The organism is Tessaracoccus aquimaris (assembly GCF_001997345.1).
Taxonomy (GTDB): Bacteria; Actinomycetota; Actinomycetes; order Propionibacteriales; family Propionibacteriaceae; genus Arachnia; species Arachnia aquimaris.
On sequence record NZ_CP019606.1, the window covers coordinates 1,795,653 to 1,808,432 of the forward strand.

Sequence of the window (12,780 nt, forward strand, 5' to 3'; positions counted from 1 at the left end):
GCTTGTCGTGGACACTTCCCTTGCGTTTCTCGGGCTCGTCGAGGCCCAACCCGGACACGGGTACGAACTGAAACAGCGCTACGACGAATACTTCGGCGACGCGAAACCGCTCGCCTTCGGGCAGGTGTACAAGACGCTCGCCCGACTCGCCAGAGACGGCCTGATCGAGATGGCGGGCATGGAGGACGGCTCCGGCCCATCGCGCAAGCACTACCGCGGCCTTCCCGACGGCCGCAAGCGTGTCATCGAATGGCTGATGACCCCCGACGCGGAAGAAAACGCGTCGCGCACCAACCTCTACGCCAAGGTCGTCATCGCCCTGCTGCTCGGCGAGGACGCCACCCGCATCCTGAACGCCCAGCGCAGCGCGCTCCTCGACACCATGAGGACCCTGACAAGGGCGAAACAGAGCGCGCCACTGCTCGACGTGCTCGCGCACGACCAGGCACTACTGCGCACCGAGGCCGACCTTCGATGGATCGACCTGGCCGAGGCGCGACTCAACGACGTGAAGGAGACCCTCTCATGACCCAACTCGCACAGGTGGAAACGCCGAGCAGGACGCTGCCCCTGATCTCCGCGAGGGGGCTCCACAGGCATCACGGACAGACCCACGCCCTGCGCGGCGTCGACGTCACCATCCGACGCGGCGAGATCGTGGCGATCATGGGCCCGTCGGGATCGGGCAAGTCGACGCTGCTGCACTGCCTCGCTGGCGTGATCACCCCCGACGAGGGCCACGTCCAGGTCAGCGGCACCCGCGTGAGCGACCTCGACGAGGATCGGCGCGCCGAGTTCCGGCTGACGGAACTGGGGTTCGTCTTCCAGTTCGGCCAGTTGCTCCCCGAACTGAGCGCCGAGGACAACGTCGCGCTCCCCCTGATGCTCGCGGGCACCCGGCGCGCCAAGGCCGTCGAGCGGGCGCGCGTCTGGCTTGGCCGGATGGGCCTGGAGGGCCTGGAACGCCGACTGCCCGCCGAGATGTCCGGGGGCCAGGCGCAGCGGGTCGCGCTTGCCCGCGCGCTCGTCAACGACCCTGCGGTGCTGTTCGCCGACGAGCCGACCGGGGCGCTCGATTCGCTGACGGCCGAGAAGGTCATGACGACGCTGACCGAACTGGCCCGCGGTACCGGCACCACGCTCGTCATCGTCACCCACGACGCCCGGGTCGCCTCCTACAGCGACCGCGAGATCTTCATCCGCGACGGCCGCGTCACCAACCCCGACATCGAAGGCGACCTCTGATGTCCGTGCTGCGTCTGCTGATCCTCGGGACGCGCCGCGGCTGGGGTCGGCTCGCCGGGATCGTCGTCGGCGTTGCCGTCGGCGTGGTGCTCGCGCTGCTGCTCGTCGCGGGCTCGAACGCGTTGGAGACCCGCGACGTCCGGGCCTCCTGGCTCACGCCGTCGGTCGGCGACGTCGGCGAGGCGAGCCCGAGCGACGCGCTCGCCGCTCCCATGATCGACACCTACGAGGGCAGGAACATCACGCGCCTCGACGTTGCCATCCCGGCCGACGCGACGGTCCGGCTCCCCGGCCTGGACACCCCGACCCCGGGCACCTACCTGGCCTCCCCTGCGCTGCAGAAGTTGATCGACTCGACGCCAGGCGACGACCTCGGCGAGCGCTACGGCACCCCCGCTGGCACCATCCCGGCCGACCTGCTTGCCGGGCCCGATTCCCTCGCGGTGGTCGTCGGCGCGAGCGCCCTCGACCTCTCGATGGTCTCGTCCGCCGGACCCGTGGAGAGCTTCGGCGGCGAGGCCTACGGCGGCAACCAGAACTATCAGACCCTCGCAATGATCGGGGCGCTTGCCCTGCTGATCCCCGCCTTCTTGCTGGTGTCGGTCGCCACCTCGCTCGGGGCGGCGGCGCGTTCGGAGCGGTGGCAGACGCTGCTCACGATCGGGGCGCCGCGCAGGACCGTCAAGCGGATCGCCGTCGCCGAGGCGACCGGCACCGCAACCGTCGGTGCTGCGCTCGGCGTCGCGGCATTCTTCGCGCTGCGCCCCGTGCTCGCGCTGCTCCCCGTCGACGGCCAACGCCTGGTCGCCTCGGACCTGACGGTGCCGCTTCCCACCATCGTCGCGCTCGCGGTGGTCGTCATCCTCGGCGCGGTCCTTGCGGCCGCCCGCGGGGCGCGACGCACCGGCACCTCCACCGCCACGCACGCGGTGTTCGAGAAGCGCCCGAGCATCTGGCGGCTGACGCCGCTCCTCGCGGGCATTGCGATCTTCTCCCTGGTCAACGTCTTCGCGAAGGCGATCCCGGTGCCGCTGGCGATCCCCGTCGTCGGCTGCTTCGCGCTGCTGGCCGTCGGACTGCTGGTCGCGGGGCCGTACTTCACCTGGCTGTCCGGTGCGGCGCTTGCCCGGCTGACCGGCACGGGTTCCGGGGTGATCGCGTCGCGACGGATCGTCCGCACGCCCCGCGCCGGGTTCCGCTCCGTGGCGGGCCTCGTGGTGGCGACCTTCATCATCACGGTGTTCGCGTTCGCCACCTCGGCGCACGTCGGCGACGGCGACTTCACCTCGAAGCCGCTGATGCCTGCCGACGCGGTCGCCGCGGCCGTGCACCCCGGCTCGGATCTCACACCGGGGGCCGCCGACGAGGCGCTGCGGAGGGTGCCGGGCGTGACGGCCGTCTACTTCACCTACACCGATGGCGAGGGCGTCTACCTCGACGGCGCCGCCGCGCGGGCGCTCACGGGCGGCGCCTTCACCGGCGACGTCGCGGAACTGGTGGGCGGCGTGTACAGCCTCACCCCGGATCCGCCCGCGCTCAAGGAGGCCCACGTCGCGACGCTGGACGGCATGGCCGTCGGCGACATCGTGGTGCGCACCGACGCCGAGCCGGACGCGATCGAGCGGGCCCGGACCGCGCTGCTCTCCCTGCACGGGGTCGACCGGTCGGTCGGCGCGTGGACCCGCGCCGAGTCGATGCACTTCGCCGACAGCGACCTGGCCTCGCAGTTCACCGAGATCGGCCGCCTCGCGATCGTGATCGTCACGGGCCTCGCCGCCGCGGTGCTCACCGTCAGCACGATCGCCGCCCTGTACGACCGCAAGCGGACCTTCGGCCTGCTGCAACTGATCGGCATGCCGTCGAACACGCTCCGCAGGGTGATCTCCTGGGAGACCCTCGCGCCGCTGCTGAGCATCGTGGTGCCAGCCATCGCGCTCGGCTGGTTCACGGCGTACATGCTCATCACCACGCTGTCCGGCCGAACGATCGGCTGGCCCGACTCGCTGCTGCTCATCTCGCTGGCCGCGACCGCCGTGATGGCCGTGATCGCCATCGCGATCGCCTCGCGGGTCGGCATCCGGCTCGCGCGCGCGTCCGAGAACACCCATCAAGAATGACGACCAGAAGGACCCAACCCATGACAACCAACAAGGCCCGAGCGGGCGCCGCCATCATCCTGTCCGCCCTCTTCCTGACCGCGCTGAGCGGCTGCGCCGCCGTCGACGACATGCTCCACAAGCAGGAGACCGCCACGTTCGCGGACAAGGCGGCCTTCGACGCGGGCGCCAAGACGGCCGCCGACTGGCTCCCCGCCGACTCGACGAACATCACGGAGCGGCGCTCCACCGAGAACGCCGGGATCGCCGTGATCCTGCTGACCTCGAAGTCGGAGCTTCCCGACACCTGCAAGGACGCCGAGCGGCGCTCGGCCCCCACCCTCAACCTCGACGGCGCGCCCGACATCTACGACCCGAAGAACACCGCGGCGCACGTGTGCGGCGACTGGACCGTGATGAAGTCCGACGGTGGCTGGTACGGCTGGACGCCGAACGTCGAGGACCAGGCCGGCTGAGCTCAGGCCAGTCGGTGGTGCACCCACACGTTGGGCTCGATGTAGACGGCGTAGTCGTGCTCGACGCTGCAGTGCACCGGTACGAGCGCCCCAGGCACGAGCACCGGGCCCGACGCGTCGAACGGCAGCCCCGTCCAGCCGCGCCACTGCGCGAGCGTTCCGGTGATGGCCATCGCGTGCGTCGAGACGCCGACGATCCTGCCGCCCGCCCTTGCGTGCACCCGCAGCCACGGGTCTTCGGGCAGGCCGTCGGCCCGGACGCGGCGCGCGTAGTCGTGGATCGACTCGTCGGGTGCCAGGTGCTTCGCGCTCGGCCTCACCGGGGCCACCAGGTCGGCGAACCCGGCCTCTGCGGTCCTGCGCCGCATCTCGTCGAGCATCAGCGCGGAAAGGCCAGCGCGTTGGTGCGTGGTCGACACGGTGATCTCCAGGGCCGACACGAGGTTGGGCTCCCTGCCAAGTTGCCTGTCGATCGCGGCGCGGCGGATCACCCCGTCCCACCCGTCGCCGGGCAGCTCGCCGCGGGAGGGGTCACCCTCCCATGAGAACGGGACGCAGTATGCGCGTGCCACCGCACGGTCGGGCTCGGCGGCGTCGTAAGCAATCAGGCAGAACTGCGGGTGCACGGTGCGGGGGTCGCTGTAGTACAGCATCCCTGTCTCGTCCTCGTCCATGAACGCGGGCCACGGGTCGGTATCCGGGAACCCGGCGCGCAGGTCGGGACGCTCCGCCACAGAGGCGACGCGGATATCCACGATCTCAGTTCCTGTCGTCGGGGTGCGTTCCGGTGCGCTCGCCCGTCTCGAGGCCCGCGATCGCGGCCATGTCGGCGTCGGTCAGTTCGAAGCCGTAGACGTCGAGGTTCTCGCGGAGCCGCTCCGGGTTGGTCGACTTGGGGATCAGCGCGCCGCCGAGTTGCAGGTGCCAGCGGATGATCACCTGCGCGGGCGAGACGCCGACCCGGTCGGCGATCTGTCCGATCGTCGGATCGGCGAGCAGCCTGCCCCTGCCGAGCGGGCTCCACGCCTGCGTGATGATGTCGTTGGCGTCGTGGAACGCGCGCAGGTCGTGCTGCGGCAGCCACGGGTGCGACTCAACCTGGTTGACGGCTGGCACCACCCCCGTCTCGTCGATGAGCCGCTCGAGGTGGGGCTGCGCGAAGTTCGACACGCCGATGGTGCGGACCCGTCCCTGGTCGCGCAACTCGACGAGGGTGCGCCACACGTCGACGTACTGGTTCCGCTTGGGGCGCGGCCAGTGGATCATGTACACGTCGATGGAGGTGCCGAGCGCTGACTCCGAGGCGTCGAAGGCGCGCAGCACCGCGTCGCGGTCCTGGCTCTCCTCGCCCCAGAACTTTGAGGTGACGGTGAGCAGGTCGCGGTCGACGCGGCGCAGCCCCTCCCCCACCTCGGACTCGTTGTGGTAGAACTCGGCGCCGTCGACCAACCGGTAGCCCGCCTCGAATCCGGCGACGACCACCTCGCCCGTCACCTCGGGCGCCACCTTGTACAGGCCGAAGCCGAGGGCTGGGAGGTCGCTGCCGTCGTTGAGCCTCAGGTCTTTGTGCATGCCCCGATTCTGCCAGGCAGCACGCCCGCGTTGTCGGTGCCCGCGGATAGGTTGATCACATGTATCGCACCCTTGCCGTCGCCGGCTACCGGTCGCTGCGCGACGTCGCCATCTCGCTCGGCCGGGTCACGGTCGTCACCGGCCCGAACGGCTCGGGCAAGTCGAGCCTTTACCGATCGCTGCGGTTGCTCGCAGGCTGCGCGCTGGGCGACGCGATCGGCTCGCTCGCGCGCGAGGGCGGCCTCGAGTCGGTGCTATGGGCGGGTCCGGAGTCGCTGAAGGGGGCCCGCCGGCTCGGCATGACGCAGGGCACGGCGCGCAAGAACCCGATCTCGCTCAGGCTTGGCATCGGGGCCGACGGCTTCTCCTATCTGATCGACCTCGGGCTGCCGATCCCCTCGCATTCCGCGTTCTGCCGCGACCCCGAGATCAAGCGCGAGGCGCTGTGGGCCGGCCCGATCATGCGCGCGGGCACCATGATCGCCAGGCGCAAGGGGCCGCGGATCGAGGTCCGCGACGAGGCGTGGGAGGAGTTGGGCTTCCAGTTGCCGACGCACGCGTCGATGCTCAGCGACGTGCCGGAGGCGCGGGCGCTCAGAGACGACCTCGCCGCCTGGCGCTTCTACGACGCGATGCGCACCGACGCCGACGCCCCGGCCCGCCAACCCCGGGTCGGCACCAGGACCTTCGCGATGTCCTCCGACGGCTCCGACGTCGCCGCCGCGCTGCAGACCATCATCGAGCGCGGCAAGCATCCGGTTGAGAGCCACGTCGCCGACGCGTTCCCCGGCAGCGACCTCGGCGTCCGGGTCTCCGACGGCCTGTTCGACATCGCCATGGGACAGGAGGGCATGCTCCGTCCGCTCGGGGCGGCGGAACTCTCCGACGGGACGCTGCGCTACCTGATGTGGCTGGCCGCGCTGCTCGCGCCGGTCAGACCGCCCCTGATGGCGATCAACGAGCCGGAGAACAGCCTGCATCCCTCACTGATCGCGCCGCTCGGCCGGCTGATCGCGTCGGCCTCGGCCGACACGCAGATCGTGGTGGTGACGCACTCGCAGGGCCTTGTCGACTCGCTGACCGAGGCCCTCGACGAGGACGACCTGACGCTCGTCGAGTTGGGGAAGGACACCGGCGAGACGGTGATCGAGGGCCAGGGGCTGCTCAGCCGCCCGACGTGGGAGTGGGGCCGCCGCTAGGCGGTCTCGACGGCGCGGCGCCGAGCCACCACGACCGTGCCGAGCAGCAGGTCGGTCAGCGCGCGGCGATCGGGGCCGACCACCAGGGCCGGGATCACCAGGCACTTCAGCGCGGTGCGCGCGAAGGGCCGCCACCAGCCGAGCGGCTCGCCGTTGAGGCGAACGATGCCGATCCGGGCGATCAGTTGCCCGAACGAGCCGCCCGTAAGCGCGGTCAGGATGCTCGCCTCGACGAAGTAGACGGTCAGGATCATGAACGACTTCCAGCCCGAGCCCGTGACGACCTCCATGCCGAACAGCGCGATCGCGACGATCATGCTCGCAGCCCAGTCGCCGATCATCGCGGCGACGCGGGCCCTCCAGGATGCAAGCGAGCCCGGCCCCGATTCCGGCAGGCCGATGTTCTGGCCCGGGTACTTCTGCTCTTCGGTGCTCGCCACGCCCGCAGCCTAGCAGCGCGGCCCCGGCGTCCCCCGGCGTCGATTCCGCCGTCAGTGAACCGTCAGCCTTCGATGGGGCTCGCCCGGCTCGGGTGTGCCAGGGTAGGGGCCATGGACATCTTCTTCGCCCGCCGCTGGGTCGACCTGCGGCTTCAGGCCAGCGCGATGTGTCTGGGCTGACCGCCCTCCACACGTCCCTCGAAGAAAGAACTCTCTCCATGTCCAACGCAACTCTTGATCCTGCCGTCACGCCCGAAAGCGACGAACGGCGTCCCCCAAGGCCAAGCCCTTCTACACCCAACTCGGCTTCCAGATCGTCGTCGGCCTGATCGCGGGCCTGGTGCTCGGATTCGCGGCCATCGCGATCGGGCCCGAGAACCAGGTCGAGAACCCCAACTGGCTCACCACGCTTCTCACCGAGGTCGGCCGCGGCTACGTGTCGCTGCTCACCGTGCTCGTCATCCCGCTCGTCGTGACTGCGGTGATCTCATCGGTGGCCCGGCTGCGCGAGGTCGCCAACGCGGCCCGGCTCGCCGTCCAGACGCTGCTCTGGTTCGCGCTGACCGCGCTCGCCTCCGTCGTCGTCGGGATCGTCGCGGGCCTCGTGACCAAGCCTTGGCTGACCGCGGGCGTCTCGGCCGACACGGCCGCCGAGCCCGGCAAGGTCGGCGAATGGACCGCGTTCCTGACCGGCCTGATCCCCTCGAACATCTTCGGGCTGGGCGTCAAGGTGACCCAGACCGACGCGGGCGTCACCGCCTCCCCCAGCTTCTCGATCCTGCAGATCCTGCTGATCTCCATCGCGCTCGGCGTCGCGGCACTGAAGGTCGGCCCGAAGGCCGACACCTTCGTCGCGTTCGCCGAGTCGGCGCTCGCGGTCGTGCAGAAGGTGCTGTGGTGGATCATCCGCCTCGCCCCCATCGGCACCGCCGCTCTGATCGGCAAGGCCATCGTCACCTACGGCTGGAGCTCCCTCGCCTCGCTGGGCACCTTCGTGCTCGCGCTGTACGCCTCGCTGCTCGTGGTGTGGCTCGTGGTGTACCCGCTGGTGCTGAAGCTCAACGGCCTGAGCGTCAGGCAGTTCTACCGCAACGTGTGGCCCGTGATCTCGCTCGGCTTCGTCACCCGCTCCTCGATGGGCGTGATGCCCGTCACGCAGCAGGTCACCGAGCGGAACCTGGGCGTGCCCCGCGGCTACGCGTCGTTCGCCGTCCCGCTGGGCGCGACCACCAAGATGGACGGCTGCGCCGCGATCTTCCCCGCGCTCGCGGCGATCTTCATCGCGCAGTTCTACGGCATCGAACTCAACGTGACGCACTACCTGCTGATCGCCTTCGTCGCAGTGATCGGCTCTGCGGCCACCGCGGGCACCACCGGCGCGACCGTGATGCTGACGCTCACGCTGTCGACGCTGGGCCTGCCGCTGGCGGGTGTCGGGCTGCTGCTTGCGGTCGAGCCCATCGTCGACATGGGTCGCACCGCGCTCAACGTGACCGGCCAGGCCCTGGTGCCAGCCATCGTCGCCAAGCGTGAGGGGATCCTCGACAAGGCCGCCTACGACGCGAAGCCGAGCTTCACCGGCGTCGCTGTCTGACGCATCGACATCGGCCCCGCCGCCCCGATCCGGGCGGCGGGGTCCTTTGTTTCCTGATCGGCACCGCGTGTAACGCGCCTGAAACGAAGGCGCAACTGCGGGGCAACGACCCCCGGCTAGGTTGTGCACAAGAACACACCACCTATGGAGGGTCACCGACAATGTTCAAAGGCGCAGACGATCTCCTGGCCTACATCAAGGAGGAGGGCATCGAGACCATCGACGTCCGCTTCTGCGACCTGCCGGGCGTGATGCAGCACTTCACCGTCCCCGCAAAGGCCTTCGGCCCTGAGGTCTTCGAGGACGGGTTCGGGTTCGACGGATCCTCGATCACCGGGTTCCAGAAGATCCACGAGTCGGACATGTCGCTGTTCCCTGACCCGACGACGGCCTATCTCGACCCGTTCCGCAAGTCGAAGACCCTCAACGTGAACTTCTTCGTGCACGACCCGCTGACCAAGGAGCCGTACTCGCGCGATCCGCGCAACATCGCCCGCAAGGCGATGTCGTACCTGAGCTCCACCGGGATCGGCGACACCGCATACTTCGCCCCCGAGGCCGAGTTCTACGTCTTCGACGACATCCGCTTCGACACCTCCGCGAACGCTTCGTACTACCACATCGATTCCGAGGCGGGCGCCTGGAACAGCGGTCGCGTGGAGGACGGCGGCAACCGCGGCTACAAGGTCAAGTACAAGGGCGGCTACTTCCCGGTCGCACCCGTCGACCACTTCGGCGACCTGCGTGACGACATCGTCCGCCACATGGAGAACGCCGGCCTCGAGGTCGAGCGCGCCCACCACGAGGTCGGCACCGCAGGCCAGGCCGAGATCAACTGGCGCTTCGACGAGCTGCTCAAGGCCGCCGACGACGTCATGAAGTTCAAGTACCTCGTCAAGAACACGGCCTGGGAGGCGGGCAAGACCGCCACGTTCATGCCGAAGCCGATCTTCGGCGACAACGGCTCCGGCATGCACTGCCACCAGTCGATCTGGAACGACGGTGAGCCCCTGTTCTACGACGAGAACGGCTACGCCGGGCTCTCCGACATGGCCCGCTTCTACATCGGCGGCCTGCTGAAGCACGCCCCCGCGCTGCTGGCCTTCACCAACCCGTCGGTGAACTCCTTCCACCGCCTGGTGCCCGGCTTCGAGGCGCCCGTGAACCTGGTGTACTCGCAGCGCAACCGCTCCGCCTGCATCCGCATCCCGATCACGGGTTCGAACCCGAAGGCCAAGCGCATCGAGTTCCGCTGCCCTGACCCGTCGTCGAACCCATACCTGGCGTTCGCGGCGATGCTGCTCGCAGGCATCGACGGCATCCAGAACCGGATCGAGCCGATGGCGCCGATCGACAAGGACCTGTACGAGCTGCCCCCGGACGAGCACGCCGAGGTCCCGACGGTGCCAGGCAACCTGGGCGCGGTGCTCGACGCCCTGGAGGCCGACCACGAGTTCCTGCTCGTCGGTGATGTCTTCACGCCCGACCTGATCGAGACGTGGATCGACCTGAAGCGCGCCGAGATCCAGGCGATCGCGATGCGCCCGCACCCCTACGAGTTCGAGCTGTACTACGCGATCTGAGCCACGCTCAATCCCGACTAAGGAGCCCCGGCCGACTGGCCGGGGCTCCTGCGCGTCACTGCGGGTTTTGGGACCGACGCACCGTAGGGGTGGCGTCCGACTACGCTCTCCGAGGTGAAGAACAACCGCGTGGTGCGCGTCCTGATACCCATCGTCCTGGTGGTCGTGTGGCTGATCGGGGCAGGCATCGGGGGCCCGTACTTCGGCCGGGTCAGCGAGGTCGCGCAGAACGATCAGTCGACCTTCCTCCCGTCGAGCGCGGAGGCCACCAAGGTCGGGCAGCGCTACCTGGATTTCGTCGGCGACGAGGAGATCCCGGCCATCGCCATCTTCACCTCCACCGAGAAGCTGACCCCAGATCAACTGGAGAAGTTGGGCGCGCTCGCCGAGGACGTGACGGCAACTGAGGGCGTCTCCAGCGCGTCGCCGCTGATCCCCTCGGAGGATGGGCTGGCCGCGCAGGCCTTCGTCGGGGTCGACACCGACGCGGACCTGGAGGACACCGTCGGCAAGGTCCGCGAGATCATCAAGGCCGACACCCCGGAGGGCGTCGAGGCCCACATCACCGGCCCCGCTGGGTTCACCAGCGACCTGGTGGAGGCGTTCGCGGGCATCGACGGGCTGCTGCTGATCGTGGCGCTGGCTCTGGTGCTGGTGATCCTGCTGGTGGTGTACCGCTCGGTGATCCTGCCGTTCGCGGTGCTCGCCACCAGCATGTTCGCGCTGTGCGTCGCCCTGCTCACCAACTGGTGGCTCGCCAAGGCCGACATCCTCACGCTCACCGGGCAGACCCAGGGCATCTTGTTCATCCTGGTGATCGGCGCCGCCACCGACTACTCGCTGCTGTACACCGCGCGCTACTCCGAGGAACTGAAGCGCCACGAGTCGAAGGCCACGGCCACCTGGGCCGCACTCAAGGGCGTCCTCGAGCCGATCACCGCCTCCGGCGGCACCGTGATCGCCGGCCTGCTGTGCCTACTGCTCAGCGACCTCGGCTCCAACCGCTCGCTCGGCCCCGTCGCCGCCATCGGCATCGTGTTCGCAATGCTGTCCGCGCTGACGCTGCTGCCCAGCCTGCTGTACCTGCTCGGTCGAGTGGCCTACTGGCCGCGGCGGCCACGCTTCGACCCGAACCGCACCGACGAGGAGCAGACCCACACCGGGGTCTACGCCAAGGCGGGCGCCTTCGTGGCGAAGCGGCCGCGCACCGTCTGGGTGGTGTGCACGCTCCTGCTCGCCGCTGGTGCCGCGTTCGTGCCGACCTTGAAGGCCGACGGCGTTCCCCCGAGCGAGTTTGTGCTCGGCTACTCGGACGCCCGTGACGGGCAGCAGAAGTTGGGCGAGCACTTCCCTGGAGGCTCCGGCTCCCCGGCCTACGTGCTGACCGGCGAGGACTCGCTGCAGCAGGTCGCAGACACGCTGCTCGCCAACGACGGCGTGGCGTCGGTCAGCGTCGTGGCCGCCGACTCCCCCTCCGGATCGGCCGGGGTGACGGCCGACGGCATCCAGGCGTTCGGCCCGCCCGGCACTCCCGCGCCCGCGCCGACGGTCAGCGAGGGTCAGGTGATGCTGCTCGCGACCCTTGCCGACGCGGCCGACAGCGACGCGGCGATCGACACGGTCGTCGAACTTCGTGAGACGTTGGCGGGGACCGCCGAGATCGGCGGCACGACCGCGACCGACCTCGACACCCGCACCACGTCCGAACGCGACCGCACGCTGATCATCCCGATCGTGCTGGCCGTGATCCTGGTCATCCTGATCGCGCTGCTGCGCTCGGTGCTCGCCCCGGTGCTGCTGATCGCCACGACCGCGCTCAGCTTCGGCACGGCCATGGGCACCGCCGCCATCGTGTTCAACCACATCCTCGACTTCCCTGGCGCCGACCCGTCGGTGCCGCTGTACGGGTTCGTCTTCCTGGTGGCGCTCGGCATCGACTACAACATCTTCCTGATGACGAGGGTGCGGGAGGAGTCGATGCGGCACGGAACCCGCGACGGCGTGCTGCGCGGCCTGGCCGTGACGGGCGGCGTGATCACCTCTGCAGGCATCGTGCTGGCGGCGACCTTCGCGGCGCTCGCGGTGATCCCGATCCTGTTCCTGGCCCAGTTGGCCTTCATCGTGGCCTTCGGGGTGCTGCTCGACACGTTCCTGGTGCGCACCCTGCTTGTCCCGGCACTTGTCTACGACATCGGCCCGGCCGTGTGGTGGCCGTCGAAGCTCCGCAAGGTCACCGGCGATAAGCCGCGCCACGCGGAAGCTGAGTGAGCTACTTCTTCTCGCAGGCGATGCCGTCCTTGTCGCGGTCCAGGCCCTTGTTGTACTTCATGGCCTGCGCGTAGAGGCTGTCGGACTTCTTGAAGTTCTTGACGCCGTTCTTGATGGCCTTGCCCTTGGAATCGCGGTCGACGGCCTTCGCCTTCCCGACCCCGTGGGAGTACTTCTTGTTCAGGGCCGTGCAGTTCGTGGTCCAGGCTGGCTTGGTCGCCGCCTCAGCGGTCGTGGGGGCGATGGTGCCCGCGCCGATGAGGGTCGCCGCGAGGGCGAGGACGATCGTTCGTCGAATGTGCATGCG

The 12,780-nt window shown here is 69.4% G+C and carries 12 protein-coding genes; 8 read left to right on the forward strand and 4 right to left on the reverse strand.

Translation table 11 applies throughout. From position 1 onward, the window contains the following. Nucleotides 1-7 precede the first annotated feature (7 nt). Genes BW730_RS08410 through BW730_RS08425 form a run of 4 tightly spaced genes read left to right on the forward strand, consistent with a single transcriptional unit; the run spans nt 8 to nt 3,817 of the window. Nucleotides 8-529, forward strand: coding sequence for a PadR family transcriptional regulator (locus BW730_RS08410; RefSeq protein ID WP_077687584.1), 522 nt, complete (start codon nt 8-10; stop codon nt 527-529). Further along, nucleotides 526-1,245: an ABC transporter ATP-binding protein gene (locus BW730_RS08415; RefSeq protein ID WP_077685848.1), complete on the forward strand. Its 720-nt coding sequence runs from the start codon at nt 526-528 to the stop codon at nt 1,243-1,245. The genes BW730_RS08410 and BW730_RS08415 overlap by 4 nt, the downstream gene beginning before the upstream one ends. After that, nucleotides 1,245-3,362, forward strand: a complete 2,118-nt coding sequence (locus BW730_RS08420) for an FtsX-like permease family protein (protein ID WP_077685849.1) — start codon at nt 1,245-1,247, stop codon at nt 3,360-3,362. The genes BW730_RS08415 and BW730_RS08420 overlap by 1 nt, the downstream gene beginning before the upstream one ends. Before the next feature lie 20 nt (nt 3,363-3,382). Beyond that, entirely contained in the window at nt 3,383-3,817 is a 435-nt protein-coding gene (locus BW730_RS08425; protein WP_077685850.1) for a hypothetical protein, read from the forward strand. Between the two features lie 2 nt (nt 3,818-3,819). On the opposite strand, the gene BW730_RS08430 is transcribed toward BW730_RS08425, so the two are convergent. Continuing rightward, nucleotides 3,820-4,572, reverse strand: a complete 753-nt coding sequence (locus tag BW730_RS08430; protein WP_077685851.1) for an N-acetyltransferase — start codon at nt 4,570-4,572, stop codon at nt 3,820-3,822. Nucleotides 4,573-4,576: 4 nt separating this feature from the next. Next, nucleotides 4,577-5,389 carry an aldo/keto reductase gene (locus BW730_RS08435; RefSeq protein WP_077685852.1) on the reverse strand — a complete coding sequence of 271 codons (813 nt, stop codon included), beginning with the start codon at nt 5,387-5,389 and terminating at the stop codon, nt 4,577-4,579. Between the two features lie 59 nt (nt 5,390-5,448). Here BW730_RS08435 and BW730_RS08440 point away from each other — a divergent pair, with 59 nt between their 5' ends. Further along, the gene (locus BW730_RS08440) at nt 5,449-6,588 is read left to right on the forward strand and encodes an AAA family ATPase (protein WP_077685853.1); all 1,140 of its coding nucleotides are present in this window, start codon (nt 5,449-5,451) and stop codon (nt 6,586-6,588) included. Here BW730_RS08440 and BW730_RS08445 read toward each other — a convergent pair. Continuing rightward, nucleotides 6,585-7,028, reverse strand: coding sequence for an RDD family protein (locus tag BW730_RS08445; RefSeq protein WP_077685854.1), 444 nt, complete (start codon nt 7,026-7,028; stop codon nt 6,585-6,587). The two genes, BW730_RS08440 and BW730_RS08445, sit on opposite strands and share 4 nt — an antisense overlap. 340 nt (nt 7,029-7,368) lie before the next feature. On the opposite strand from BW730_RS08445, the gene BW730_RS08450 reads away from it, so the two are divergent. The 3 genes from BW730_RS08450 to BW730_RS08460 all read left to right on the forward strand — a co-directional run bounded on the left by BW730_RS08450 (nt 7,369) and on the right by BW730_RS08460 (nt 12,473). After that, entirely contained in the window at nt 7,369-8,622 is a 1,254-nt protein-coding gene (locus tag BW730_RS08450) for a dicarboxylate/amino acid:cation symporter (RefSeq protein WP_237268005.1), read from the forward strand. Between the two features lie 161 nt (nt 8,623-8,783). Continuing rightward, nucleotides 8,784-10,205: a type I glutamate--ammonia ligase gene (gene glnA / locus BW730_RS08455; RefSeq protein WP_077685856.1), complete on the forward strand. Its 1,422-nt coding sequence runs from the start codon at nt 8,784-8,786 to the stop codon at nt 10,203-10,205. Nucleotides 10,206-10,319: 114 nt separating this feature from the next. Further along, on the forward strand, nt 10,320-12,473 hold the full coding sequence (locus BW730_RS08460) for an MMPL family transporter (RefSeq protein WP_226997157.1): 2,154 nt from the start codon (nt 10,320-10,322) through the stop codon (nt 12,471-12,473). A 1-nt stretch (nt 12,474) separates the two neighbouring features. Here BW730_RS08460 and BW730_RS08465 read toward each other — a convergent pair whose 3' ends face one another. After that, nucleotides 12,475-12,777, reverse strand: coding sequence for an excalibur calcium-binding domain-containing protein (locus BW730_RS08465; RefSeq protein ID WP_077685857.1), 303 nt, complete (start codon nt 12,775-12,777; stop codon nt 12,475-12,477). Nucleotides 12,778-12,780 lie beyond the last annotated feature (3 nt).

Excerpts from the sequence above, each read along its gene's own strand:
- BW730_RS08415 (WP_077685848.1), top strand. The coding sequence starts at position 526 with ATGACCCAACTCGCACAGGTGGAAACGCCGAGCAGGACGCTGCCCCTG.
- BW730_RS08420 (WP_077685849.1), top strand. The coding sequence starts at position 1,245 with ATGTCCGTGCTGCGTCTGCTGATCCTCGGGACGCGCCGCGGCTGGGGT.
- BW730_RS08425 (WP_077685850.1), top strand. The coding sequence starts at position 3,383 with ATGACAACCAACAAGGCCCGAGCGGGCGCCGCCATCATCCTGTCCGCC.
- BW730_RS08435 (WP_077685852.1), bottom strand. The coding sequence starts at position 5,389 with ATGCACAAAGACCTGAGGCTCAACGACGGCAGCGACCTCCCAGCCCTC.
- BW730_RS08440 (WP_077685853.1), top strand. The coding sequence starts at position 5,449 with ATGTATCGCACCCTTGCCGTCGCCGGCTACCGGTCGCTGCGCGACGTC.
- glnA (WP_077685856.1), top strand. The coding sequence starts at position 8,784 with ATGTTCAAAGGCGCAGACGATCTCCTGGCCTACATCAAGGAGGAGGGC.
- BW730_RS08465 (WP_077685857.1), bottom strand. The coding sequence starts at position 12,777 with ATGCACATTCGACGAACGATCGTCCTCGCCCTCGCGGCGACCCTCATC.